The 24,918-nt window shown below is 68.8% G+C and carries 19 protein-coding genes; 7 read left to right on the forward strand and 12 right to left on the reverse strand.

The features are described 5' to 3' along the window. Nucleotides 1-21: 21 nt before the first annotated feature. Complete coding sequence (locus BN1701_RS05220; protein ID WP_054046017.1) at nucleotides 22-1,413, reverse strand: NDP-hexose 2,3-dehydratase family protein; 1,392 nt, start codon at nucleotides 1,411-1,413, stop codon at nucleotides 22-24. 289 nt (nucleotides 1,414-1,702) lie between these two features. Here BN1701_RS05220 and BN1701_RS05225 point away from each other — a divergent pair, with 289 nt between their 5' ends. Both BN1701_RS05225 and BN1701_RS05230 read left to right on the forward strand, forming a co-directional pair. After that, nucleotides 1,703-2,707, forward strand: a complete 1,005-nt coding sequence (locus tag BN1701_RS05225; RefSeq protein WP_054046019.1) for an NAD(P)-dependent oxidoreductase — start codon at nucleotides 1,703-1,705, stop codon at nucleotides 2,705-2,707. Between the two features lie 117 nt (nucleotides 2,708-2,824). After that, nucleotides 2,825-3,850 (forward strand): alpha/beta hydrolase family protein, encoded by a 1,026-nt coding sequence (locus BN1701_RS05230; RefSeq protein WP_054046021.1) that lies wholly within the window; start codon nucleotides 2,825-2,827, stop codon nucleotides 3,848-3,850. A gap of 40 nt (nucleotides 3,851-3,890) precedes the next feature. On the opposite strand, the gene BN1701_RS05235 is transcribed toward BN1701_RS05230, so the two are convergent. The 3 genes from BN1701_RS05235 to BN1701_RS05245 are packed head-to-tail and all read right to left on the reverse strand — an operon-like array spanning nucleotide 3,891 to nucleotide 7,469. Continuing rightward, complete coding sequence (locus tag BN1701_RS05235) at nucleotides 3,891-5,120, reverse strand: family 2 encapsulin nanocompartment cargo protein terpene cyclase (protein ID WP_197672047.1); 1,230 nt, start codon at nucleotides 5,118-5,120, stop codon at nucleotides 3,891-3,893. Between the two features lie 20 nt (nucleotides 5,121-5,140). Then, nucleotides 5,141-6,013, reverse strand: coding sequence for a geranyl diphosphate 2-C-methyltransferase (locus BN1701_RS05240; RefSeq protein ID WP_054046025.1), 873 nt, complete (start codon nucleotides 6,011-6,013; stop codon nucleotides 5,141-5,143). 52 nt (nucleotides 6,014-6,065) lie between these two features. Then, nucleotides 6,066-7,469, reverse strand: a complete 1,404-nt coding sequence (locus tag BN1701_RS05245) for a family 2B encapsulin nanocompartment shell protein (RefSeq protein ID WP_054046027.1) — start codon at nucleotides 7,467-7,469, stop codon at nucleotides 6,066-6,068. Nucleotides 7,470-7,752: 283 nt separating this feature from the next. On the opposite strand from BN1701_RS05245, the gene BN1701_RS05250 reads away from it, so the two are divergent. After that, the gene (locus tag BN1701_RS05250) at nucleotides 7,753-9,141 is read left to right on the forward strand and encodes a family 2B encapsulin nanocompartment shell protein (RefSeq protein WP_054046029.1); all 1,389 of its coding nucleotides are present in this window, start codon (nucleotides 7,753-7,755) and stop codon (nucleotides 9,139-9,141) included. Between the two features lie 222 nt (nucleotides 9,142-9,363). After that, nucleotides 9,364-10,449, forward strand: a complete 1,086-nt coding sequence (locus BN1701_RS05255) for a ScyD/ScyE family protein (RefSeq protein WP_054046031.1) — start codon at nucleotides 9,364-9,366, stop codon at nucleotides 10,447-10,449. Between the two features lie 47 nt (nucleotides 10,450-10,496). Here BN1701_RS05255 and BN1701_RS05260 read toward each other — a convergent pair whose 3' ends face one another. Genes BN1701_RS05260 through BN1701_RS05270 form a run of 3 tightly spaced genes read right to left on the reverse strand, consistent with a single transcriptional unit; the run spans nucleotide 10,497 to nucleotide 12,753 of the window. Next, nucleotides 10,497-11,486 (reverse strand): transporter, encoded by a 990-nt coding sequence (locus BN1701_RS05260; protein ID WP_054046033.1) that lies wholly within the window; start codon nucleotides 11,484-11,486, stop codon nucleotides 10,497-10,499. After that, the gene (locus tag BN1701_RS05265; RefSeq protein WP_054046034.1) at nucleotides 11,483-12,364 is read right to left on the reverse strand and encodes an ABC transporter ATP-binding protein; all 882 of its coding nucleotides are present in this window, start codon (nucleotides 12,362-12,364) and stop codon (nucleotides 11,483-11,485) included. The genes BN1701_RS05260 and BN1701_RS05265 overlap by 4 nt, the downstream gene beginning before the upstream one ends. Then, nucleotides 12,361-12,753, reverse strand: coding sequence for a GntR family transcriptional regulator (locus tag BN1701_RS05270; RefSeq protein WP_054046036.1), 393 nt, complete (start codon nucleotides 12,751-12,753; stop codon nucleotides 12,361-12,363). The genes BN1701_RS05265 and BN1701_RS05270 overlap by 4 nt, the downstream gene beginning before the upstream one ends. A gap of 211 nt (nucleotides 12,754-12,964) precedes the next feature. On the opposite strand from BN1701_RS05270, the gene BN1701_RS05275 reads away from it, so the two are divergent. Then, nucleotides 12,965-14,521: a substrate-binding domain-containing protein gene (locus BN1701_RS05275; protein WP_054046038.1), complete on the forward strand. Its 1,557-nt coding sequence runs from the start codon at nucleotides 12,965-12,967 to the stop codon at nucleotides 14,519-14,521. Between the two features lie 103 nt (nucleotides 14,522-14,624). Here BN1701_RS05275 and BN1701_RS05280 read toward each other — a convergent pair whose 3' ends face one another. Continuing rightward, nucleotides 14,625-15,893 carry an MFS transporter gene (locus BN1701_RS05280; RefSeq protein WP_197672048.1) on the reverse strand — a complete coding sequence of 423 codons (1,269 nt, stop codon included), beginning with the start codon at nucleotides 15,891-15,893 and terminating at the stop codon, nucleotides 14,625-14,627. Between the two features lie 82 nt (nucleotides 15,894-15,975). On the opposite strand from BN1701_RS05280, the gene BN1701_RS05285 reads away from it, so the two are divergent. After that, nucleotides 15,976-16,872, forward strand: a complete 897-nt coding sequence (locus tag BN1701_RS05285; RefSeq protein WP_054055636.1) for a LysR family transcriptional regulator — start codon at nucleotides 15,976-15,978, stop codon at nucleotides 16,870-16,872. Nucleotides 16,873-16,921: 49 nt separating this feature from the next. Here BN1701_RS05285 and BN1701_RS05290 read toward each other — a convergent pair whose 3' ends face one another. The 4 genes from BN1701_RS05290 to BN1701_RS05305 all read right to left on the reverse strand — a co-directional run bounded on the left by BN1701_RS05290 (nucleotide 16,922) and on the right by BN1701_RS05305 (nucleotide 23,101). Then, nucleotides 16,922-17,839, reverse strand: coding sequence for a helix-turn-helix transcriptional regulator (locus tag BN1701_RS05290; RefSeq protein WP_067520526.1), 918 nt, complete (start codon nucleotides 17,837-17,839; stop codon nucleotides 16,922-16,924). Nucleotides 17,840-17,943: 104 nt separating this feature from the next. Continuing rightward, nucleotides 17,944-19,815, reverse strand: coding sequence for a S8 family serine peptidase (locus BN1701_RS05295; RefSeq protein WP_197672049.1), 1,872 nt, complete (start codon nucleotides 19,813-19,815; stop codon nucleotides 17,944-17,946). Between the two features lie 289 nt (nucleotides 19,816-20,104). Next, entirely contained in the window at nucleotides 20,105-21,988 is a 1,884-nt protein-coding gene (locus BN1701_RS37105; RefSeq protein ID WP_231949491.1) for an AAA family ATPase, read from the reverse strand. Then, nucleotides 21,989-23,101 (reverse strand): Zn-dependent alcohol dehydrogenase, encoded by a 1,113-nt coding sequence (locus BN1701_RS05305; RefSeq protein WP_054046044.1) that lies wholly within the window; start codon nucleotides 23,099-23,101, stop codon nucleotides 21,989-21,991. 296 nt (nucleotides 23,102-23,397) lie between these two features. On the opposite strand from BN1701_RS05305, the gene BN1701_RS05310 reads away from it, so the two are divergent. After that, nucleotides 23,398-24,885 carry a sigma-54-dependent Fis family transcriptional regulator gene (locus BN1701_RS05310; RefSeq protein ID WP_231949814.1) on the forward strand — a complete coding sequence of 496 codons (1,488 nt, stop codon included), beginning with the start codon at nucleotides 23,398-23,400 and terminating at the stop codon, nucleotides 24,883-24,885. The last annotated feature ends 33 nt before the right edge of the window (nucleotides 24,886-24,918 follow it).

Raw genomic sequence — 24,918 nt, forward strand, 5'->3', positions numbered from 1 at the left:
CGGTGCCGACATTCCTTTCGGTCACAGGTTGTTCAGGCAGAGGAGCAGGGTGCGGGCCTCGATGCTGAGGTTGTAGCTGTGTCGTTGCAGCGCCATCAGCTGCTCGGCGGTGGCCCAGAGGAAGTCCGGCGGCACTTCGAGCGGGAAGTCGTCGTCCTGCACCACGAGGTAGCGGGTCTCGGCGTGCAGGAACCGACCGCCCTCTTCGGACTGGACGACGTCATAGCGGACGCCTTTTCGGGCCGACAGAAGGTAGTCGAGGAACTCCGGGCGACGGTCGGCCGGGGTGTGGGGGTAGTCCTCCATCATGAACCGCACCGTGGGACCGATCTCCACGGTGTCGCGGTTGCCCGGCAGGACCTCGGCCCGCACCAGCGCGTGCGGCATCCCGCCGATGTGCCGGACGACCAGCCCGGCCAGGCCGACGCCATGCGGTGCCAACAGGGGCTGCTGCCAGCTGTGGACCTCGCGGGTCTCGGCGTGGGTCCGCACCCCCACGATACTGAAGTTTCCGTGCCCCGCAGGGGAAATCCGGTCGGCGTCGCGCCGCCACCCGACCACGGAGTTCATCGGGACCAGGCGGGCGGACAGCTCGTGCTCGCTCTTGCGGCCGGTGAACCAACTGAGCACCTCGGTCATGGTGTGCCTGCCGCCCGACTCCGCGCTGCCGAACGTGCCCCCGCCCGCCGGGCCCGCGATGGGCAGGCACCCGAGCACCGTCCGGGCGTCCATGTTGATGACGTTGGGCTGCTGAAGCAGCAGGCGGATCTGGCCGAGCGTCAGCCAGCAAAAGTCCTCGTGGACCGGCACGTCGTCGGTGACCTCGACCACGACGTTTCGGTTGCGCTTCAAGTGGAACCAGGAACCCTGCTCCGACTGGAGGATGTCGACCACCGTGCGGCCACGACCTGGTTCCCGGAAGTAGTCGACATAGCGCGCGGGCCTGCCGCCGTGCACGCCAAGGTAGTTGCTCGACGTCGCCTGGACCGTCGGCGACAGCTGCACCATATCGACGTTCCCGGGCTCCATCTTGGCCTGCAACAGGAAGTGCAGGACGCCGTCGAACTCCTTGGCGATGATGCCGAGGATGGCGATGTCACGCTGGACCAGGATGGGTTGCCACCACTCGCCGACGTGGCCATGGTTTGTGGTGACGTGCAGTCCTTCGACGGTGTAGAACCGGCCGGTGTGGTGTTCGAGGTTCCCGGTGTCGGCGGTGCGCCAGCCCGTTGGCTCGGCCAGTTCGTCCAGCGTGATCACGGTGCTCTCGAACGGCTGGTCACGCTTGCCCTTGATCCACCCGTCGATGTCGACGGGGCTCACCCGAGACTCGGTCGTCCGCGCCGAGGCGGTGACGCGGTCGGCGACCTCGACGGCCGGGCTCGGGTCGAGCTGAGAGAGTCGCGCAGGCACCGGAGGGCTCCCCTTGGGGTCGTGGGACTCCGATCATCGTCGTACGGCAGGTTTTGCCTTGCACCTTCTGGATTGCGGTGCGGTCGGCGCGACCAGCGCATACCCGATCGGCCCTGCGCCACGGGAAAGCGCGGGCAGGGCATCACCGGAGATGCGCGGCTCATGTGCCGTTGACAGGCTGGTCGAGCGCCGCCCCGTCACATTCCGAGAATGGGTGACCCATGAATTCGTTGTCCGGTCAGGGGAAAATGTCCGCGAAGGTCGGCACCGGGACGGGGAGGTAGCGGTCATGGCGCGGGTTGTGGTCACCGGCGGATGCGGATTCCTGGGCAGCCACCTGGTCGATGAGCTGGTCCGACGCGGCGACGATGTCACCGTGTTCGACGGCGGCACACCCCCACCCGACCAGACACCACCCGCGTCAGTCCGATACGTGGCAGGCGACGTCCGCGACGCGGCGGCCCTGACCGAGGTCGTGAAGAGCGGCGTCGACACCGTCTACCACATGGCCGCCGTCGTCGGCGTCGACCGCTACCTCGCCAGCCCAGTCGACGTCATCGACATCAACTTGCTGGGCACCCGAAACGTGTTGGATCTAGCGTCGAAGGCAGACGCGAAAGTCGTCGTGGCCAGCACCAGCGAGGTATTCGGCAAGAACCCGGCCGTCCCGTGGCGGGAAGACGACGACCGGGTGCTGGGAAGCACCGCCGTCGACCGCTGGTGCTACTCCTCAAGCAAGGCACTGGGGGAGCACCTGGCCTTCGCCTACGCCCGCGACCGTGGACTGAAGACAGCCATCGTCCGCTACTTCAATGTCTACGGCCCACGCCAACGCCCGGCGTTCGTCGTCAGCCGAAGCGTCCACCGAGCCCTCAACGCCCAACCCCAGGTCGTCTACGACAACGGCGTCCAAACCCGCTGCTTCACCTACGTCCAAGACGCGATCGACGCCACCATCACGGCAGGAAACAGCGACGCCGCGATAGGAGAGTGCTTCAACGTCGGCAGCTCAGTCGAAACGACGGTCGCCGAGGTAATCAACCTGGTCGCCGAACTCACCAACACCGACGCGATAGTCCCGATCGACACCCGCATCCACCTAGGCGCCCGCTACCAGGACCTACAACGACGCGTCCCAGATACGAACAAGATCCGAAACGCCCTCGGCTGGCACTGCACAACCGACCTACGCGACGGCCTAGCCAAAACCATCGATTGGGCCCGAAAGAACCCATGGTGGCTAGCCCAACCCGACAGCGGCGTAGCCCCCAACACCGACCAAGCGGCGGCCTGACCCACCACGCGCCTCCCAAGGACAACATGCCCAGGTCCGCGCTTCGCATAGGACAGCTTTCGCCCTCGCTGGTTTCGCTGACGTGAATTCCCCGCCCACCGGTGGTTGACTGGCGGCATGCTGCCCTGGGACGTCGAACTCGCCGGTCGCCTCGACCGCAACACCATCACCTCCGATCTGCTGCGCGACAACCCGCTGGGTGATCCGCACGAGCGGCCGCTGTGGGTATACGTTCCGCCGGGCTACGACGACGATCCCGACATCCGGTACCCCGCCGTCTACGTGATCCAGGGGTACACCGGGTCGGTGTCGATGTGGGCCAACCGGACCCCGTTCCGGCAGCCGTTCATCGAGACCGCCGACGCCGCTTTCGCGGGCGGCGTGCCCGGCTGCGTCGTGGTGTACGTCGACGCCTGGACCGCGCTGGGCGGCTCCCAGTTCGTCGACTCGCCGGGCACCGGCCCGTACCACTCCTATCTGTGTGATGAGGTCGTGCCGTGGGTGGACGAGCACTATCGCACCATCTCCGACCGCGACTCGCGCGCGATCGCGGGGAAGTCCTCCGGCGGCTTCGGCGCGATGATCACCCCGATGCTGCGCCCGGACGTGTTCGGCGCCCTCGCCACCCACGCGGGCGACACCCTCTACGAGCTGAGCTATATCCCCGATATCGCCAAGGCCGTCCGCGCCCTGCGCGCCTACGACGGCGACATCACCCGCTGGCACGCCGACTTCCGGTCCCGCCCGGCCTTCACCAAGCCGGAGGACGCCGTCCTCATCGAGATGATGTGCCTGTCCTCGTGCTTCTCCCCGAGCGTGGACGGCACCCCTGAACTCCCGTTCGACCCGGCAACGGGCGTCCTGCGCCCGGACCAGTGGAACCGCTGGCTGGCTTGGGATCCGGTTCGCATGGTCGCGCCTCACGCCGACGCTCTGCGCTCTGTGCACTCGATCTGGATCGACGCGGGCACCAGCGACGAGTGGTATCTGGACCTTGGCGCCCAGGCGTTCCGCGCGGAACTGGCGAAGATCGGCGTTCCGGACGACCGGGTCCACTTCGAACTCTTCGACGCCGGACACGGCGCGATCGACTACCGCTACCCACTCGCGCTGACCTGGCTGGCCGAACGCCTGCACCGCTGACAGCGTGGCGCTGTCAGCGGTGCAGGTGGATGGCTGGGTGCTACGCGGCGCTGGTGGCGGCGTTCTCGGCGTGGTAGCGCTTGGTGGTGGCGTGCCATTCCCGGCTGCCGCCGCACCAGGCCCACGTGTCGGCCAGGAAGCGCTGCAACATCGGTGTGCCCTTCAGGCTGAGCGCGGCCGCCTCGGCGACGAAGCGCTTCATCAGCTCGTTGTGGATCTCCACGGTGCGCTTGACCGCCTGCCGCGGCGTGCAGCCCTCCTCCTCCATGAGCGCGATCGGCAGGCTGATGTCGTTGTCGGCCTCCTTGCTCATCGAGTGCAGGTCGTTGATCAGCACGGCGGCGGTCCCGGCCATGGTGAACGCGCGGCGCACCGCCGGGTCGAAGAACTCCTGGGCGGGCAGCTCGTACCCCGCCACCGCGTCGACCAGGAGCATCGGCGGCAGATAGCTGTTGTGATGGCGGTGCATCAGGTACTCCCAGACCGCGGGCCGCCTGCCGGTGTTGCGCCAGCTCGCGTTCTGGCCCAGCGCGGTGAACAGGATCGCCATCTGGTGCTGGAACCGGCCCATTTGCGGCGCGGTGGTGTACTTCGCCAGGTGTTCCATGCCGGTGCGGAAGGCGTGGGCGATCGGTTCCTCCTTGATGAACCGATCGAGTTCGTGCTGGTAGCGCTGGGGGAGCACGACCGGGTCGACCACGCCGTAGAGCACCCCGAGCCGCGCGGCGGCGAGCTGAGGGTCGGCGCCCATCTCCTCTTCGTCGAGGTAGTAGTCGTCGGCGGCCCACTCGGCCACAACGACCTTGGTGGCAGCCAGCAGCCGATCCGGGTCGTCGGTGCCGGGGTGGGTGAGCATGACCAGCCTGCCGAACCCGCAGGCCCGCAGGTGGTCTTCGCGCCCGGGATAGATCCCGACCTGCCCGGCCCACTCGACCATCCGGTCGTTGACCTCCTCGCCGAGCGCGGGGTTGTCCCGCACCGGGCCGGGGCAGAACAGCTCCGGGATCGCGTCATCGTCGTCTGCGGGCTCGGGATCCTCGGCTTCCTCGCGCAGCCTGGCCGCGAGAAGCAATGGGAGCAGGACCGCCGACATGCCCAGCGAGGTCGGGTTCTCGATCGGCGGGAACACAGTGGACGGCGTTCGCGCCAGACCGGCCCCGGCGAGCAGCGCGGCGAGTTCGCCCGCCGGGGCCGTGTCCATGTCCGCGAGCACGGCCGCCGCTTGCCTGGCCAGGTCGTCGGTCGCGAGGGGGGCGAACAGACGGGACAACACGGACATGGTCGGCGGCCTCAGATCCGGTCGGCGGCGATGAGGAGGTAGTGGAAGCTGCCTTCGCGATACGCGGTGAGGAACGGGTCTTCGATTCCGGTGGCGACCGAGGACTGGGCCCGCAGTTCCCAGTAGGGGATCGTGGCGGCGGTCAGGTCGACGACATTGATGGGCACGAAGTTGTTGCGGGCCAAGGCTTCGAAGTACTTGCTGCGCGGATGGATGTTGCAGGTGTAGTGCTGGTCGATCTGGCTGACCGCCTTGGACCGCCCGCCGGTGACGTCGTTGTAGCAGCCGGTGATGCAGACGTAGCGGCCACCGAACGGGATCAGCCGGGCGAACTCGGCGTAGAGGTCGTCCAGGTCGACGTACATGGTCGTCTCGTTGGTCCAGATGCCGTTCATCGACCCGGTTTCGAAGCCGGTGTCGAGCATGTTGCGGAAGTGGAACCGGACCTGGTCGGCGACGCCGCGGTCGACGGCCTGGGAATTGGCGAACTCGACCTGGGACTCCGAGATCGAGACGCCGTCGACCCGGCAGCCGAACCGCTTGTTGGCCATGAACGACGTGCCGCCCCGGCCGGACCCGCCGTCCATGAGCCCGCCGGTCGCCGGGATCTCGCCGAGGTGGTCGAGCAGGACGTCGGCCTGAGCGGTCTCCAGGCGGTGCATCTCGGCGATGATCGCCTGCTCGCGACCCTCAACCGGGCCGGTGAGCACCGCGGGGTCGTAGTCGCCGAGGCCGTAGTGGTGGTGGTAGAGGCCGTCGACGTCGCCCAGCCGCAGGTTCACCGGGTCCTTCTCGTTGTTCCAGTACGTCGCGACCGAGCGCTGGTAGTCGCTGCGCAGCACCGGCTGGGCGGGGGCATCGGAGAAAGACCGCGTCGTGGTCATTTTGGGGAACTCCTTCAACGGTGGTGCGGATGTTGGATCGATGACCCGTGGGTCAGTCGGCGCGGCCGAGTTCGACGTCTTCGAGGATGCCCAGCGCGTCGGGCATCAGGACGGCGGCGGAGTAGTACGCGGTGACCAGGTAGGAGGTGATCGCCTTGGCGTCGGTGCCCATGTTCCGCACGGACAGGCCAGGGCGGTACTCGTCGGGCAGCCCGGTCTGGTGCAGGCCGATCACGCCCTGGCGGTCCTCACCGGTGCGCAGCAGCATGATCGAGGTGGTGCCGCGGTCGCTGATCGGGATCTTGCCGCAGGGCAGCACCGGCACACCGCGCCACGCGGGCACCATCTGGCCGTTCATGTCGACGTGCTGCGGGTAGACCCCGCGCCTGCTGCACGCCTGGCCGAACGCGGCGATGGCCTTGGGGTGGGCCAGGAACGCCGTGGGTTCCTTCCACACCGTGGCCAGCAGCTCGTCCATGTCGTCGGGGGTGGGCGGGCCGCCGCGGGTGTGGATGCGCTGGCCGAGATCGGCGTTGTGCAGCAGGCCGAACTCGCGGTTGTTCACCAGTTCCCGTTCCTGGCGCTCGCGAAGTGCCTCGATGGTCAGGCGCAACTGCTGCTCGGCCTGGTTCATCGGGTCGTTGTAGAGGTCGGAGACCCTGGTGTGCACGCGCAGCACGGTCTGGGCGACGCTGAGCTCGTACTCCCGCGGCGTGAGTTCGTAGTCGACGAACGTGCCGGGCAGCTCGGGCTCACCTCGGTGGCCCGCGGCCAGTTCGATGGCGGCCTCGCCGTGCTCGTCCTGGGCGCCTGCCGTGAACTCCCGGTGCCACGCCAGCTGCGCGCGCAGGGCCTCCGAACGCGCGTTCAGCGCCAGGAAGTCGGCCTTGGACAGGATCAGCGCGGTGCAGCGGGTGGCGGTGTGCGCGGTGTACGCCCACGTCGCCTCGGCCGTCGACAGGATCTCGTCGCCGATGTGATCGCCGTCGGCCAGCACGCCCAGCGTCGTTCGGTCGCCGTAGTCGCCCGTGGCCAGCTTGTGCACCTTGCCGTGGGCGATGAGGACGAGCCGGTCGACCGACCCACCCTGCTCCACAATGGACTCGCCTGCGGCGTACTCGCGTTGCTCGAAGCGGTTGGCCAGCTCGGCGAGCACCTCCGCGTCGTCGAATCCGCGCAGCGGGGCCAGTTCGCGCAGCTCCTCGGGGATCACCCGGACCTCGGCCCCGGTGGTGACGAACTCGACGCGCCCGTCGCCGACAGTGTGGGTGCGGCGGCGGTTGACCCGGTAGGCGCCGCCCTTGGCCTCCACCCACGGCAGGGTGCGCAGCAGCCAGCGGGAGCTGATGCCCTGCATCTGGGGAACCGACTTGGTGGTCGTCGCGAGATTTCGCGCCGCCGCCGTGCTCAGACTCAATTGTGTTTGTTCGGTTTCCGGGTCAAGAATGTCGGTCACCGGCGAATACTCCTATCGAACTGTGAGGGTCGACGAGAAAGCCGATATCGAAATAGGCCTAACCGGCTGGGAGGAATTCCCGGCCGTGTCGGCGAGCGGCCCCGGTTTGGGGCGACAGCACCGAAACTAGCACTGATGATCTTCGAGGACTAGTCACTCGACAGGGTGATGGATCGAGCCGGAACCCACTTTCGTGTCATGGTCACGGCGCGGTGTGAATGTTTTAATTCCGTTGGCTATTCACCCCGGCCGCAGGTAGTACCCAACGGATTGGTGATGCGTTGTGACCGTGACAGAACCCGACGTCAGCCTGAATGGGCACGCTCAGCTCAGCCTGAGCACCAAGGCTGCCCGCAACCTGGCCACGACGACCAAGTCCGAGCCGCAGATGCAAGGCATCTCGCCGCGCTGGCTGCTGAAGATGCTGCCGTGGGTGACCGTCGCGGGCGGCACGTATCGCGTGAACCAGCGGCTGACCTACACCGTCGGCGACGGCAGTGTCGAGTTCACCAACGTCGGCGCGCGGGTCCGGGTGATCCCGCAGGAATTGCGCGAGTTGCCGCTGCTGCACGACTTCGACGACGAGGAGACCCTGGCCGCGCTGGCCGACCGGTTCGTGCAGCAGGAGTTCGCCGCGGGCGAGGTCATCATCCGGGCGGGGGATCCGGCCGACCGGATCTGCCTGATCGCGCACGGCAGGGCGGACAAGCTGGGCACCGGCATGTACGACGACGATGTCGTGCTGGGTGTGCTGGCCGACGGCGACCATGTCAGCCATCAGAACGGCGATACCTGGCCGTTCAGCGTGACGGCCACGACCGCGTGCACGGTCCTGGTCCTGGCGGAGCGGGCGCTTGACGAGCTCGCCCAGCGGTCGGAACCGCTGCGGGCGCACCTGGAAGCGTTCCGGTCCAGGCCGGTGCTGTCGCAGAACAAGTACGGTGAGGCCGAGATCGCGCTGTCGGCGGGCCACGCCGGGGAGGCGGAGCTGCCGGGCACCTTCGTCGACTACGAGACCTCGCCGAGGGAGTACGAACTCAGCGTCGCCCAGACGGTCCTGCGGGTCCACTCCCGGGTCGCAGACCTCTACAACCAGCCGATGAACCAGACCGAGCAGCAGTTGCGGCTCACCGTGGAGGCGCTGCGCGAGCGCCAGGAACGCGAGCTGATCAACAACCGCGAGTTCGGCCTGCTGCACAACGCCGATCTCCGCCAGCGCATCCACACCCGCACCGGCCCACCCACCCCCGACGACATGGACGAACTGCTGTGCAGGCGCCGCAAGTCCCGGTTCTTTCTGGCGCATCCGCGCACCATCGCCGCCTTCGGCCGCGAGTGCACCAAGCGCGGCATCTACCCCACCACCACAGAGGTCGACGGCACCCCGGTGATGGCGTGGCGAGGCGTGCCGGTGCTGCCCTGCGACAAGATCCCGATCACCAACACCAACACCAGTTCCATCCTGGTGATGCGCACCGGCGAGGAGGATCAAGGGGTCATCGGTCTGACCCCGGCCGCCCTGCCCGACGAGTTCGAGCCCGGCTTGAACATCCGCTTCATGGGCATCAACGAGAAGGCGGTGATCTCCTACCTGGTCAGTGCCTACTTCTCGGCGGCGGTGCTCGTCCCCGACGCCCTCGGCGTCCTGGACAACGTCGAACTCGGTCGCTGACAAGTAGTCTCGGCGTTCCGATAGGTCGAGACCGCGCTGTCCAACCGAGGACAGCGCCTCCGATCACAGCGACCCAGCAGTGCGAAACCCGACATCGGCGAGTGCGGTGTCCAGTTCCGGGTGTCCAAGTGGGGCAGGCAAAGGCGGTTGCCGCAGTAGCCTCCGCGGCAGGCAGATCTCTTGCCAGTCCTAAGTGGACGAACATGCTCGGAAGGGACTCCAATGATCACTCGAGGCAGGGTCGGGCAGGCCATCGGCGCCGCGATCCTCGTCACCCTGTTAGCCCCCGCGGTCGCCTCGGCCAACACGGGGGTCACCACGATCGCCACCGGCCTGGACAACCCGCGTGGCCTGGCCTTCGCCGCGGACGGGTCGCTGTATGTCGCCGAGGCGGGCACGGGCGGCACCGCGCCGTGCTTCCCCGGTGAGACGGCCGCGGAGGTGTGCTACGGCGCGACCGGCGCGATCACCAAGGTCGGCTACGGCCACCAGCGCCGCGTGGTGACGGGTCTGCCCTCCATCGCCGGAGCCGACGGCGCCTCGGCCATCGGCCCCTCCGACGTCGCGGTCGTCGGCGGCGTCCCGGTGTTCACCGCCGGGCTCGCCGTCCGCGCCGAGCACCGACCCACGCTTCCCGGCGCGGGTCAGAACGCAGGTTGGCTGCTGGCAGCCAACCGCGGCCAGGTCACCCGACTGGCAGACATCACCGGCTACGCCACCCAGACCGACCCGGACGGCGGCAACCCGAACTCGGTGGCCATCACGTCGGCGGGCGCGGCCGTCGCCGACTCGGCGGGCAACACCCTCGTGCGCGTCAACCGGGACGGCGGCATCACCACCCTGGCCTCGTTCCCGAGCCAGCTGGTCGACGCGCCGCCGTTCCTCGGGCTGCCGCCCGGCACCCAGATCCCGGCGCAGGCCGTGCCCACCGGGGTCGTCACCGGCCCGGACGGCGCGTACTACGTCAGCCAGCTCACCGGATTCCCGTTCCCAGTGGGCAAAGCCAGCGTGTTCCGCGTGGTGCCCGGCGAGCAGCCGACCGTCGTGGCAGGCGGTTTCACCAACATCATCGACCTGGCCTTCGACCGCCGTGGCTCCCTCTATGTCCTGGAGGTCGCCCACAACGGCTTGCTCTCCGGCGACCTGACCGGCGCATTGATCAAGGTCAAGCGGGACGGCTCCCACGAGATCGTCACCACCGACCTGACCGGCCCCGGCGGCATCGCGATCAAGGACGGTGCCGCGTACGTCACCGACTGCGGCGTCTGCCCGGGAACCGGCACTGTGAAGCGGATCCCGCTGTCCTGACTGCGATCCCTGGGGGCAGGCCGACGACGCCCTGCCCCCAGGGATGATCAGGACAGATGGCGCAGGCGCCGGAAGCAGAACCAGGTCAGCAGGCCGGACAGCGCGAGCAGGATCGCCGTCTCGATCCACTGCAGCGGCCAGAAGCGGCTGCCCGGCTGGTAGACTAGGTGCTGCCGGTAGCCGAGGTCGTTGAGCAGCGCGAAGCACTTCGCGAGCGTTTGGCCGCTCGGCGGGCCTTCGCCCCGATCCGGTTTCGGCATGCACTGCTGGAACGTGTCGGGCAGCGGGGTGACCGCGTTGCCCGCGGCGTCCACGGTCACGTTGCTCAGCCCCCACACACCCGCGGGTTCGGCCATCGCGATGTAATCGATCACCCCTGCCTGAGTCCCGCTGATCTGCGTGACGTTGTCGATGCTGATCGTCACCGTCTGCTCCGTGGCGGGCAGTAGGTTCGGGCGGACCAGCAAGGGGACGGCCAGCTGCACCGCCGTGAGCGCGACGAGGGTGACGGCCATGGCGGCGACCGTGCGGCGCAGCACCATTGCGATGGTGACGCCGAGGACCAGCGCGAACGCGGCGTAGCCGATGGGGACCAGTCCCCGCGCGGCGAACACCACTGGCGAGATGCGGCTGGGCAGGGAGCTGTCCGCGGTCTGGCTCGCGAGCGCGTCGATCGGGCCTGCCCACCAGCTGACCGCCAGGCTCAGCAGCCCCGCCGCGACCATGGCCGCGGGCACGGCGATGCCGAGTTTGGTCGTCAGCCAGCGGGAGCGGGTGACGCTCTGGTTCCACACCAGCGCGTGGGTCCCGGTCTCCAGCTCGCGGGTCACCATCGGCACGCCCCAGAAGACGCCGAGGACCGCGGGCAGCAGGTACAGCGTGATCAGGCCGCCCTGGTAGAGCACGTCCAGGTTCGAGTAATCCGTGCGGCCTGCCAGATCCTGCCCGGTGATCACCAGGATCACCGCGATCACGGCGAGGCCCGCGTACACCGACGCGGCCTGGACACGGAACTGGCGCCAAGTCAGCCAGATCATCGGAGGACCTCCAGGGCGGGGCGGACGGCGACCGGGTTGCCCATGTACTCGAGGACCAGGTCCTCCAGCGTGAGGGCGCCGACGGTCCACGTGGGGTCGAGGATCGGCGCGTCGGTGCGGACGACGGCGATGGTCTGGCGGTCGGTGTGGCTCGCGGAGATGACGTGCTGGTCCGCGGGCAGGGTGTCGAGGTCGCGCCGCGGCCCGCTGAGCCGGTGTTGGGTGGCCAGCAGGTCCTCGACCTCGCCCATGATCCGCACCTGGGAGTCCACCAGCACGATCAGGTGGTCGCAGACGCGTTCGAGGTCGGCGACCAGATGGGAGGACAGCACGACGCTGAGCTCGTGCTCGGCGACCGCCTCCATCAGGTCCCGCAGGAACTCCCGCCGGGCGAGCGGGTCGAGCGCGGCGACCGGTTCGTCGAGCAGCAGCAGCGCGGGTCGCTTCGCGATGCCCAGCGTGAGCGCGAGCTGCGCGCGCTGGCCGCCGGACAACCTGCCCGCCCGCTGTCCCGGGTCCAGCCCGATCCGTTCGATCCGGCGCTGGGCCAGCTTGTCGTCCCAGTTGGGGTTGAGATGGGCGCCGAGGCGGAGGTGGTCCTCGACGGTCAGACCCGCGTAGACCGGCGTGCTCTGCGCGACGTAGCCGACCTTGGCGAGCTGGGCCGGACCGCTGCCCGGCACTCCGCCGCACACCTCGATCGTGCCGGTGCTCGGCGTGAGCATCCCGGACGCGAGGTTCAGCAGCGTCGACTTGCCCGCGCCGTTGGGTCCGACAAGTCCGGTCACGTGTCCGGCCTCGATCTCGATCGTGCAGCCGGTCAGCGCCCACTTGCGCTTGTACTTCTTGCCCAGTCCCCGGGCGCGCAGCACGGTCACGCTATTTCCTCTCTGGCGGCGGTGCGAAACGTGGCCAGGAACAGCGCCTCGATGCTTTCGTCGTCGACGCCCGCGCGGCGGGCCTTGGCCAGCCACCGCCGCAGGTCCTGCCGCAGCGGCCCGAGCACGGCGAGCGGGGCCCCGTTGAGGGTCGCCGTCACGAACGTCCCCACCCCCGGTCGGGCCGAGACGAGCCCGTCGTGCTCCAGCTCCCGATAGGCCTTGAGCACGGTGTTCGGATTGATCGCCAGGCTCGCCACGACGTCCTTGACCTTCGGCAGCTGGTCGCCGACCTCCAGCAGTCCCAGCCGCAGCGCGTGACGCACCTGCTGGACGAGCTGTTGGTAGGGCGAGAGCCCGGAGCCGCCGTCCAGGTGAAACTCGATCACATTGCCACCTCCATTTAACTAGCTAACTAGTACTATAGATGCATCGATGAATGGGCGGCAAGGTGCCCGACCCGTAACGGGTCGACTACGCAAGCGATGTGATCAGTGACCGCGCGCCACGAGGCGCGGTGGAACCTGTACGGATTCCTGGGGGACCCCTGCTGGAGGCGATGATCGACCAGGTGCTCGCCGACACCAAGACGTGCCCGAAATGACGTTGCCCGCGCGGGTGCTGGCCTGCGTGCTCGGCATGGTCGTGGTCCTCGCGGGGGTGAGCTGCACGCCCGCGGGCGAACGGATCCGGTTGCGGGTGCTGGCGAGTCCGGAGATGCGCGACGTGGAACCGCTGCTCGCCGACCTCCGCGCGGAGACCGGGATCGAGCTGAGCCTGGAATACCGGGCCACCGTCGACGCCAGCGCGGACATCGCCGCGGGCGGATCGGGCTACGACCTGGCCTGGCTGTCCTCCGACAAGTACCTCGACCTGCGGCTGCGCGCCCAGCGGCCGCCGAGGAACCTGCCGCCCAGCACGGCGATCATGACCTCGCCGGTGGTCATCGGCGTCACCGGCGCTGTCGCCGACAAGGTCGCCGCGCGCGGCCCGAACCCGACCTGGGCGACGATCGCCGACCTCGCCGCGGCCGGTGAGCTGCGGTTCGCCATGGGCGATCCCCGGCACAGCGGCTCCGGCCTGTCCGCGCTGGTCGGCGTGGCCACGGCGGCGGCGGACACCGGGCAGGCGCTGCGCGTCGAGGACGTGCGGTGCGACCGGCTCAGCGGGTTCCGCACCGGGCACACGGTGGCGACCGACAGCTCCGCCGACGCCGCCGAGCGGTTCACCTCGCCCGGCGGGCTCGACGGACTGATCGCCACCGAGTCGGTCCTGTTGGAACTCAACGCGAGCGGCAAGCTGCCCGAGCCGCTGCGGATCGTCTACCCGGCCGACGGGATCGTGCTCGCCGACCATCCGCTGCTGCTGCTCGACGACGCCCACCACGCCGCCTACGAGAAGGTCACGACGTGGCTGCGCGCCGAGTCCGCCCAGCGGTGGATCATGGACAACACCGCGCGCAGGCCGATCAACCCCGACGTGCCGCGCAGCGACCGGCTCGCCCGGTCCGTCGGCACCGCCCTGTACTACCCCGACGACCTCGACGTCATCAAGACGCTCCTGGACAATTACGGCCAACCGGGCCACGGCGACCCGGCCCGGCGGCACGTGGTGTTCGTGCTCGACTATTCCGGCTCCATGCGCGGGGACCGCATCGCCGAGCTGCGCGCCGCGTTCAACGAGTTGACCGGCGCGGGGGAGAGCAGCTTCGTCCGGTTCCACCAAGGCGAGCGTATGAGTGTGCTGAAATTCGCCGACGGCGTGCTCGATCAACGTGAGTTCGCGGTCGCGGGCGAACAGGACATGGCCGCCCTGCGCGACATGATCGCCGTCGAGAACTTCGGCGACCACACCGCGATCTGGTCGGCGGTGGGCGCCGCGTACGACATCGGTGTCAAGGTCCGCGCCGCCCGCCCCGGAACGCAGGTGTCGGTCGTGCTGATGACCGACGGCCTCAACAACGCCGGAGACACCGCCGACGCGTTCCTCGCCGCGCGACAGGCCCGAGGCCCGGTCGGCCCGCTGTTCCCGATCCTGTTCGGCGACGCCGACGCCGCGGAGCTCAGCCGGGTCGCCACCGCGACCGGCGGTTCGATGATCGACGCGACCGCCGGGTCGCTCGCCGACGCGTTCAAGGAGTCCCGTGGGTGCTTCTGAGGACCGCACCGGCCTGCTCGACCAGGACGATCGCGGCAGGCCGGAGGAGGTCCCCCTTGACCAGACTCGGCGGCCGAGAAGACCCGCGCCTGCTGGTGATCACCTACAAGGCGACGCTGTCGCGCTCCTGCGCTGAGCGTCCGCTGGTGAGCGGTGGTGTTCTGTGCAGCACGCGGGCCAGCACGCCGGTGACCGCCAGCAGCGCGAGCGACAGGCCGACGACGGTCGGCCACCCCGCTGTCGACCAGGCGTGGGCGGCGAGGGTGCCGAACGCGGATGACCCGAGGTAGTAGGCGAACAGGTAGAGCGAGGCCGCTTGGCCGGTGGCGACGCCGCCCGCGTGGGCGCGGGCCGGGACCCACCCGCTGGTGACGCCGTGGACGATGAAGAAGCCCGCGGTGAGCAGCGCCAGACCTGCGACGACAGTCGGTACGGTGGCCGGAAGGGTCAGCAGGAGGCCGAAGACGGCCAGCATGCACCCCAGCGGAACGACCGATCGCCGCCCCAGCTTGTCGGCCAGTCGACCGGCCACAGTGGAGCTGACGGTCCCGAGCGGGTAGACGAGGAAGACCATCCCCGCGGCGGTGAGTCCCATGTGGAACGGAGCGCCCGCGAGCCGGAATCCGATCGTGTTGAGGACGGCGACGAACGCGCCTACGACGCACGCGCCGATGCCGTAGAGGGCGAGCAGCCCGGGGTCGGAGACCGCCCCGCGCAACCGCGCGAGTGCCGCCCGGCCGCCCGCGGGGGCCGCGGTGAACCGGCGGGAGGGCGGGAGCAGGAGTCGCACGGTCAGCGCGCAGCCGAGGCCGAGCGCCGCCACCGCGACCATCGACCACCGCCATCCGGCGGCCTCCGCGATCGGCGCGGTCACCAGCCGTCCGGCCATTCCGCCCAGCGCGGTGCCACCGACGTACAAGCCCGCCGCGCGGGCGTGGGTGGCGGGGTGGAGCTCCTCACGCAGGTACGCGGTGGCGACCGACGGCAGACCGGCCAGCGCGACACCTTCGACAAGGCGCAGCGCAAGGAAAAGCTGCCAGGTCGGCGCCAACGCGCAGGCCACGGCGATCACCGCGGCGGCCGCGAGCGAGACGTGGATGAAAGCGGTCCGGCCGAACCGGTCCGACACCGGCCCCACCACGATGATCGCGATGGCGAGACTGGCCGTGGTCAGCGACAGCGCGAGGGTGCTCTGCGCCGGGGTGACGCCGAACCCGTTCGCCAGTTCGGGAAGCAGCGCCTGGGTGCTGTAGAGCAGGGCGAAAGTCGCTATGCCCGCGGTGAAGAGCGCGAAGACGACGCGGCGGTAGGGACCGGTACCGGACTGATGGCCTAGGTGTTCGACGGGCCTTGGCGGCAGGAGCGTGTTCACCCGACCGACTCTCGTGCCGGTAAGTCAATGCGTCCAATGAGTGAAACAGCGCCACATCATGCGTTTGCCGTATGATGTGGCGATGTTGCTGCGTGACCTCGCCTGGCTCGTCGCCCTGGCTGACTACCGGCATGTGACCGACACCGCGGCCGTCCTCAAAGTGCCGCAGCCCACGCTGTCCCGAGCACTCGCCCGCGTCGAATCCGAACTCGGCGCCCGATTGTTCGAACGCGTTCCGCACGGTGTGCGGGCCAATCCCAACGGCGACCTCGTCGTGACCGCGGCCCGCGAGATCATCGCGCGATACCAGCGGATGGTCGCCGAGCTGGAAAGTCGGCTCGACCCGGACACCGGCACCGTTCGACTCGCCTTCCTCGACTCGATGGCCACCTCGCTGGTGCCGCGGCTGCTCCGGGCCTTCCACCAGCACGCACCCAAGATCAAGGTGCTGCTGACCCAGGAACCGGCCCACGAGATCCTGCGCGACCTGGAAACCGGCGCCGCGGAACTCGCCATCACCTCATCCCGGCCGGGCCCGAACCACGGCTGGCTCGCACTGCAGCAGGACCGGCTCATCCTCGTCGTCCCGCCCACCCACCGCCTGCGCGCCCGGCGCCGGATCGGACTCGAAGAGCTGGCGGGCGAGGAACTGGTGACCACACCGGTCGGCTTCGGCTTCCGAACCCAGCTCGACAAGCTCCTCACCGAAGCGGGCGTCTCACCCACCGTCTCCTTTGAGAGCGCGGACTTCGCGACCATCGAGGGTCTTGTCGCGGCCGGACTCGGCGTTGCCCTGGTACCGGAGCAGTTCGCCGGACTTTCCGGCACCATCGGGATCGCCCTGAACACCCCGGCCGCCCGCCGCACGGTGGGCCTCACGTGGCGCAGCGACCGTGATCTCGCGCCTGCGGCCACCCGCCTTCTCGACTTCATCAAGAGCACGCCGAATCCGACCCAGCCCAGGTCAGGCCTGGTCTGACCTGGGCTGGCGCAGGTATGCCTGGTGATGGAGCTGGTCGCGGAGGCTCCTAGTCCCACTCCCAGCGGATGCCGTAGCGGCCTGGCCCGAAGTCGGTGGCCAGGGCGTGTACGGACCCTTCCGCGTCCAAGCTCAACGTCTTGACCCGCTCGTGGTCGGCGATCACGCTGTACTGCACGATCCTGGCGGGCAGGGCGGCCCGGTCGAAACGCACCTCCAGCAGCAGTTCCCGGACGAGGAGCCTGCAGCGGCGCTCGTGTTGCACCGACAGCGGCTGCCCCGGCGGGTTGTCCAGCGCGTGCTCGGTGAGGATGGATTCCCCGCGTGCCAACGGATGCGGGAAAACCAGCTCGGTCACGAGCAGCCCGGTGGCCTGGTCGACGTTCACCGTGCCGAGCGAGCAGTTCCACACGGGACGGATCAGGGGCATCGGCCCACCTGGCTCATCGACCTCATAGATCACGACCCACCGGTCGACGCCGTCCTCCTCGGCGCGCAGCACCTGGCGGATGGACTGGGTCTGTTCGGTGCCGTCCGGCCCGATCACGATCCGGTCGTGCAGGCTGACCCTGCTCAGCCGCGTGTCCCAGCTGGTGTCGACGTTGGCGAGGGCGCTGTGCACTGCCTCCGGCTCCGGCCACAGCGCCGCCACGTCGATGGCTTCGCGGTTGACCGACCGGCCGCGTGGCCGCGGGGCGGACAACATGCCGAGCAGGTCGCCCGTCCGCAGGTTGAGCAGCTGCTCGAGTTGCTCGACCGCGGCCAGCGACGCCGCGCGTTCCGGCTGGCTGCGGCCGGACTGCCAGTAGCTCAAGGTGGCGACGCTGACCGGGGTGCCACGCTCGCGGAGCCGTTCACAGATCCGCTCCATGCTGATCCCACGCTCCCGAATCGCCTTGCGCAGCGTGAAAGCGAAGCTCGGGCCCGGCTCAGAGCCCGTCCCGCTCGCCGACCGGGGAGTTCTCACGATGAGCCACGTTAGCTGCGCCACCTAGAGTAGGGAAAGGCCTGGGGTCCGCGGACCGAGACGGCGGCACCCCGGGCAGGGGTGCCGCCGTCCGCGGGACTTGGTCAGCTGTATGTCAACGCGGTGTCGTCGATGACGAACGACGTCTGCAGGTCGGCGTCCTCGGTGGCGGTGAACCGGATCTTCACCGTCTGCCCGATGTAGGAGTTCATGTTGATCGACTTCAGCGCGTACGCGGTGTTCTCGTCCGCGTTGGAGTAGGTGACGGATCCGAGCACGGCGCCCGAGGTGCTGAGGATCTGTACCTTGAGCGTGTCGTAGACGGTCGTTCCGGTCTCCGCGGAGTCGATCCGCAGGTAGAACGACAGCGTTGACGACGTCGCGCCGGACGGGATGCTGACGGTCTGGTCGACGGTGTCGGTGTGCGTCGCGCCGTAGCCGCACAGCCAGGCCTTCCACGAGCCGGTCCGCGCCGGGTAGGTGGCGTCGGTGGTGATCACGCCGCTGCTGGCGGTCCAGCTGGTGTTGCCCGACTCGAAGCCGGGGTTGGCGAGGACCTGGCCGGAGCCGCCGCCGAGCGAGGCGATCGTCGCCGCCGCGTCGACCAGGCCCGCGCCGCACCCGCCGGAGCACGATCCGGGCAGTGGCCGCGAGTTGGCCTTCAGGGAACTCTCCACGCTCGCCGGGGACATCGACTTCTCGCCCAGCATCAGCGCGACCAGCCCGGCCACGTGCGGCGTCGCCATGCTCGTGCCCTGGTAGTACTCGTAGGTCGACCCGCCGGGCGTGGTGGTGCCCGCGTTCATCGCGGACAGGACACCGTTGGTGGCCGTCGCGGTCTCGCCGCCGGGGGCGGAGACGTCGATCACCGCGCCGTAGTTCGAGTACGACGCCCGGTTGCCCTGGCGGTCGGTCGCGGCGACGGTGATCACGCCGCCGCAGTTGGCGGGCCGCGTGTTGGCCGCGTCGATGTTGCTGTTGCCGGCAGCGACGATGACCGACGAGCCGCGGCCGACCGCGGAGTTGATCGCGTTCTGGTAGGTCGTGCCGCACGCGCCGCCGCCACCGAGACTCATGTTGATGACCTTGGCCGGGTTCGCGTTGGCCGGGACGCCCGGGACGGAGCCGCCGGAGGCCCAGATGATCGCGTCGGCGATGTCGGACAGCGCGCCGCCGCAGAACCCCAGGACCCTCGCGTGCAGGACCTTGGCGTTCGGGGCGACACCCGCGACACCTGACCCGTTGCCGGTCACCGCGGCGATGGTGCCCGCGACGTGCGTGCCGTGCCAGGAGGAGTCGCTCGGGTTGCTGCCCACGCCGCAGTCACCGGCGTTGGGCACCCAGTCGCCCTGGTCCTGCGGGTTGGAGTCGCGGCCATTGCCGTCGCGGGCCGCGCTCGACGAGCTGATGAAGTCGTAGCCGGGCAGCGTGTTCGCGTCAAGGTCGGGGTGGAACGTCCGACCGGTGTCGATCACGGCGACGACCGACCCCGCGCCGTTCGCGGTGTCCCACGCCGTCGGCAGGCGCATGCCCGCGGTGGACTCCCAGTAGTGCCACTGGTCGCCGTAGTAGGTGTCGTTCGGCGAGTACGTCGGATAGAACCGCGAGTCCGGTTCGACCGCCTCGACATCGGGCTGCGCGGCCAGCGTGCGCAGGAAGCCCCGCGCCTGGGCCGCGTCGAGCCCGCGGTCGGTCCGCACCACCTGACTGCCGAGCGCGGTGTCCCGGAGCTCCTCGACGGCGACGCCGTGCTTGGTGCCCGCCGCACGCTGCGACGCGACTCGCTTGGCCTTGTCCCGACGCGCCTGCGACTGTGGCTTGTAGGTCACGATGTACTGATCGACAATATCGCCGTCGGCGACGTTCTCGACATATGCGCGGCCCGGTTGTTCGGCATTGGCCACCGGCGCGGCGACAATTGCGACACTCGACGCGGCGAGCGCGATAATGATATTGAGCGCGATTCTTCTACCCACGACTGCGCACCTTCCTGAACTGCGGCGCTTTCTGTGGGTCGTGAGTCTGCGTGCGGAAATACCTTAAGGAAACCCTTAACTCTTAACAGTCGAATTGCGCGACTCAGGCCTGCCTTGATCGAACGACTCGCGACATATGGATTTCCACGATCGTTTCGAACGAAATCATGCCGCCGAAGGAATCATGGTCCGGCGAGACCAGGACCGCCCGGCGGTTCGGGATCTGCGTGGCCGTCGGAGGTGAGCCAGGCGACCAGTTCCCCGAGCTTGAGGCGGTCTGCGGGTAGCACTAGACGCGGTCGTCCGCCATCAGGCGGTTCAGCAGCCGTGGTACGTCCAAGACGGTGTCGACGGGAGCCCAGGTCCCACCCGCGGCGCGGGCCAACTGCCGGGCTGCCTCGACGTCGTCGCCCGGGGCCAGGATAATCAGCTCCTGCAACCCCAACGCCGCGGCTACGGCCCCGGACTCCTCCGTTGCCCGACAGTCCGACAGGAGCAGGGTGACCTTGCGGCGCGCGCCGGCTTTGCCCAGCTGCGAGTGAGCCTCGTCGAGCGCGGCGGATAGCGACGTCGTCCCGTGTCCGCGCAACGACAAGATCGACGCCACCGTCTCACTCGCCGGTCTCCGCTCGTTCATCGGCTTGAGCACACCCACGTGGGCCGCGAAGGTGATCACCGCGTGCTCTCGAGGCGTCAGGCTGGCGCAGGCGGCTGCCGCCACCGCGGCCGTCGTCAGCCGGGCGCCGTTCATCGAGCCTGACCTGTCGATCACCAGACACAGCGCGAGCTCTGGCCTCGCCCAGTCGCTGACGAGGAGCTCGTCGAGCCTCGGGCTGCGACCTTCCGCTCGCGCGCCGAGCACCCGGTCCATGGATCGGTCGAGGTCGATGTCGCCTCCGTCCACGGCACGGCGGATGCGCCTCCTCGCGATACCCGAGGACTTCGGCAGGCCGCGCCGCGTCTGTTCCAGGATCAGTCGAGGGGCCAGTCGGCGCACCTGGCTGCGCAGAGCGTCGTCGGTCGCCAGCGACATCTCGACGATCAGCGTGAGCGTCTCGTCGGCGTGTTCGGCCAGGGCCGAGTTCAAGGCGTCCTGGTCCAGGACGCCCACCTCCGGGGACAACTCGGCGAAGCGCGGGTTGCGCGCCAGGTCCGAGCGGCCGGTCGTGCGCTCGCCGCGGGGGCGGTCACGCGCATGTGGGCTGTGCGTCGGCTGAGGTGAGCCCGTCGGGGTCGACGGGCTCAGCGTTCCCTCGGGCGACGCCTCGGGGTCGGGGTCTGCCGCGTTCTGGGCAGGCTCGGGACCGAAGACGCGTTCATACATCTCCAACACGACGTCCTCAGGGCTCCGGCCTGCGGAGTCGTGGAGCCGGATCCGACCGCTGAGTGAGACCTTGGCCGCGGCCAGACCCACGTGCCAATCGTTCACCGCCACCCCGCGCAGCCTTGCCAGCTCGACCGCGATGCGGGCGATGTCGATGGCGCCCCGCACCGACGATCCCCATTCGAGAGCGTCGTGCTCACGAGAGGCACGCACGAGTGCGACCACTTTGTTCCGCCAAGACGCGTCGATGCCGGGGGCGTGCAGCGAGACGATGTCGCGCTCCGCCTCGGCCGACTGGTATCCCATGGAAATGCGGCATGTCCGGTCGTACAGCGCGCTGGAGACGCGTGCCGTGCCCACCGTGTCGAAGGGATTCATGGCCGCGACGAGCCCGAAGCCCGCAGCTGCGACGATGCGTCCCAGCCGGGGTACGGCGATCTCCTTCTCGGACATCGCGGCCAGGAGAACGTTCAGGGTCTCCTCGGGAATGCGATTGAGCTCTTCGACGTAGAGGAGGCCTCCTCTTCTCATGGCGTCGAGCAGGGGTCCGTCCTCGAAGATCTCCGCGACGTAGCCGCGGTCCAGGACCAGTGCCGGGTCGAAATGGCCGATGAGGCGGGCCGGAGTGAGTTCCGAGTTGCCCTCCACGAGGACGAACGGGATCTCACGTTCGCGAGCGACCTGCCGCAGCAGGGTGGACTTGCCGGTGCCGGGAGGCCCTTCGAGCAGCACGTGTGTGCCGCTGAGCAGCGCGGCTTCGAGGATCTGGGCCTCGTCGGTCCGGGCGACCGCGTCCATGGGTGCGGCAGCGCCTGCCGCACCCGTCGACAGTGACGGCTGGTTGGCCACTCAGTGCTCGTGGACGACGACGCCGCGCACGTTCTTGCCCGCGAGGAGGTCGTCGTAGCCCTCGTTGACCTGGTCGAGGCGGTATGTGCGGGTGATGATCTCGTCCAGCTTGAGGTCGCCGCTCTGGTACAGGCCGAGGATCTTGGGGATGTCCACGGTGGGGTTGCAGTCGCCGAAGAGGCTGCCCTTGATGGTCTTGCGGAACAGAGTCAAGATCGAGCCTGGCAGCTGAATTGTCTGCTCGTCGAGCTTGTTCAGTCCGGTCACGACCACGGTGCCGCCCTTGCCGATGGCGTTGAACCCGCTGGTGACGATCTCGGCGGTCAACAGGTCGGGCGTCAGGATCGCGGAATCGGCCCCTTGTCCGCGGGTCAGCTCAACGATCTTGTCCTGTGCCTGCGCGGCGTCGGCGAACGCGTGCGTGGCGCCGAGCTCCATCGCCTTTTCCCGCTTGTTCTCCAGGGGGTCGATGGCGACGATGTTCTTGGCGCCCGCAAGGCGGGCGCCCTGCACGGCGTTGATGCCGATGCCGCCGATGCCGTAGACGGCGACCGTGTCACCGGGCTGGACCTTGGCGGTGTTGACCGCGGAACCCCATCCGGTCGGCACGCCGCAGCCGACGAGCACAGCCTTCTCCAGCGGGAGGTCGTCATCGACCTTGACGCAGGAGTTCTGGTGGATCACGCCCCACTGGCTGAACGTGCCCAGCATGCACATGGCGCCGTACTGGCCGCGCGGGCCAGAGATCGGGAAGCGATCGCCCGGCAGGTAGCCCTCGAGGATCGTCGCGCCCATGTCGCAGATCGACTGCTGGCCGTTCGCGCAATAGCGACAGGTGCCGCAGTTGGGGATGAACGAGCAGACAACGTGGTCCCCGACCTTTACGCGGGTGACACCGGGGCCGACTTCCTCGATGATTCCGGCGCCCTCGTGGCCCAGCACCATGGGGAGCCGCGCTTGGATGTCGCCGTGGGCGACGTGCACATCGGAATGGCACAGCCCAGCGTGCGTGTAGCGAATCAGCACCTCCCCGGCCTGGGGACCGTCAAGGTCGAGTTCCTCGATCTCGATCGGCTTCCCGGGCTCGTAGACGACCGCGGCGATGGTCTTCACGGGTCCTCCTAAGTTGTGATGGGGACCACATCATCGCAAGATTGAGGAACAAACTCTGTTCAAAGTCTGGACAAGTCGAGTTCACGGCGCGGGTCACACTGTGTGACGGCGATAACAGCCCGAAGGGAGCCAGCCCTATGGACTCGCATCGGCCCGCTGGGCCAGCGGGCGCAGGCGTCCGCGAAGACATCGCGCTGTCCTGGCAGCGCGCGACCATGTCCGGTCTCGACCCGTCCGCCGAGTTCGACACGGCGGCCCACGACGTCGACCTGCGCAGTTCGCTGCTGGTGGGCGCGATGCCGGTTCTCGAGGAGCTGGAGGAGAACCTGCGGGGGAGCAACTACTGCACGCTGCTGGTGGACCGCGACTGTCGAGTCGTCCGTCGGTGGTTCGACGACCCGCGCCTCGAATGTGGCTTCGACGCTCTCAATGTCACGCTCGGTGCCTGCCTCCTCGAGGAGAACATCGGCACCAACGCGCTGGGCACCGTCATGGTCACCCGGCAGGGCATCAGCATCAGCGGGCACGAGCACTTCGCGAAATCCCTTCAGGGTTTCAGCTGCTACGGCCACCCGATCAGGCATCCGCTCACCAAGCGCATCGAAGGCGTCCTCGACATCACGGCGATTGTCGACCAGGCCAGCCCGCTCTTGCCGCCGCTGATCTCCCGGGCGGTCCACGACATCGAGCAGCGTCTCCTGGACGGCAGTCGCACCTCGGAGAAAAGCCTGCTTTTGGCGTTCCAAGGTGCGGCAGGCCTGCGGCGTCGAGCGATCCTGGCCATTGGCGAGGACATCGTGCTGTCGAACCACGCCGCCAACGATTTGCTCAGTCCTGGCGACATCGCGCTGCTTCGCGCCCTTGCCGAAGAGTCGCCGCGCGAGGAACAGACAGTGGAGCTCACGCTGGAGGCCGGTGTCGCCGTCAGCATCGAAATCTCGCGCGTGGGTGGCGCGTGTCGTGGCGCGCTCTTGCGGGTGGACCGCGTGAGCGGCGATCGGGCACGGGCGGTACTGCACCGATCCCAGACGAAACTCAAGGAGGTCGGCGCTCCCCGCATGGTCACCGGCGTACCAGGTACCGGACGTTCCACGCGAGCAAGAGAGTTGGCCGCCGAGCATCCCCCGTTGAAGGTCATGCGACCAGCGGCCGCGCTCCTCGAAGGCGGCGCGGAGTGGGCCTGCGAGTTCGAGGAGGCGATGCGGCGTCCGAAGGGGACGGTGTGCGTAGACGGAATCGACCTGTTGTCCAGCGAGTTGCTCGACCTCGTCGTCGACTGGGTCGATCGTGACCCGCGCCCTGACCTGATCCTCACGGCAGGTCCGATCGCGGGCCTCACCGGCCGCGCGGCCGCGTTGGCCGGGATGGCGATGATCCGCGAGGAACTCGTCCCCCTCGCCACCCGGCGCAAAGACATCCCCGGGCTGGCCGCGGCGATGTTGAGCGAGGTGGCGCCGAATCGGGCGCTGCACCTGGCTCCCAGCCTCATCCAGGCCCTCGCCGCCCAGTCCTGGCCGGGGAACCTCTGGGAGCTCAAGGCCGTGATCAGCTACCTGGCACAGCAACGGTCCGTGGGCGCCCTCACCGTGCGAGATCTTCCCGAGCAATACCGTTCGACGTCGCTGGACCACCCGCTGACGGCGTTGGATCAAGCCGAGCGGGACGTGATCGTCACGGCCCTCAAAGCCGCCGACGGCAACAAAGTCCGCGCGGCCGAAGAACTGGGCATTTCCCGCACGACCCTGTATGCGCGCATGAGAACCCTGCGCATCACGACGTACTGACGTCCCGGGACTGTCCAGAGACTGAACACCGGC

Source organism: Alloactinosynnema sp. L-07, from assembly GCF_900070365.1.
Taxonomy (GTDB): domain Bacteria; phylum Actinomycetota; class Actinomycetes; order Mycobacteriales; family Pseudonocardiaceae; genus Actinokineospora.

What these genes read in the sequence shown, in the direction of transcription:
- BN1701_RS05225 (WP_054046019.1), top strand. Translation starts at nt 1,703, where the DNA reads ATGGCGCGGGTTGTGGTCACCGGCGGATGCGGATTCCTGGGCAGCCAC.
- BN1701_RS05230 (WP_054046021.1), top strand. Translation starts at nt 2,825, where the DNA reads ATGCTGCCCTGGGACGTCGAACTCGCCGGTCGCCTCGACCGCAACACC.
- BN1701_RS05240 (WP_054046025.1), bottom strand. Translation starts at nt 6,013, where the DNA reads ATGACCACGACGCGGTCTTTCTCCGATGCCCCCGCCCAGCCGGTGCTG.
- BN1701_RS05255 (WP_054046031.1), top strand. Translation starts at nt 9,364, where the DNA reads ATGATCACTCGAGGCAGGGTCGGGCAGGCCATCGGCGCCGCGATCCTC.
- BN1701_RS05260 (WP_054046033.1), bottom strand. Translation starts at nt 11,486, where the DNA reads ATGATCTGGCTGACTTGGCGCCAGTTCCGTGTCCAGGCCGCGTCGGTG.
- BN1701_RS05275 (WP_054046038.1), top strand. Translation starts at nt 12,965, where the DNA reads ATGACGTTGCCCGCGCGGGTGCTGGCCTGCGTGCTCGGCATGGTCGTG.
- BN1701_RS05285 (WP_054055636.1), top strand. Translation starts at nt 15,976, where the DNA reads ATGTTGCTGCGTGACCTCGCCTGGCTCGTCGCCCTGGCTGACTACCGG.
- BN1701_RS05310 (WP_231949814.1), top strand. Translation starts at nt 23,398, where the DNA reads ATGCCGGTTCTCGAGGAGCTGGAGGAGAACCTGCGGGGGAGCAACTAC.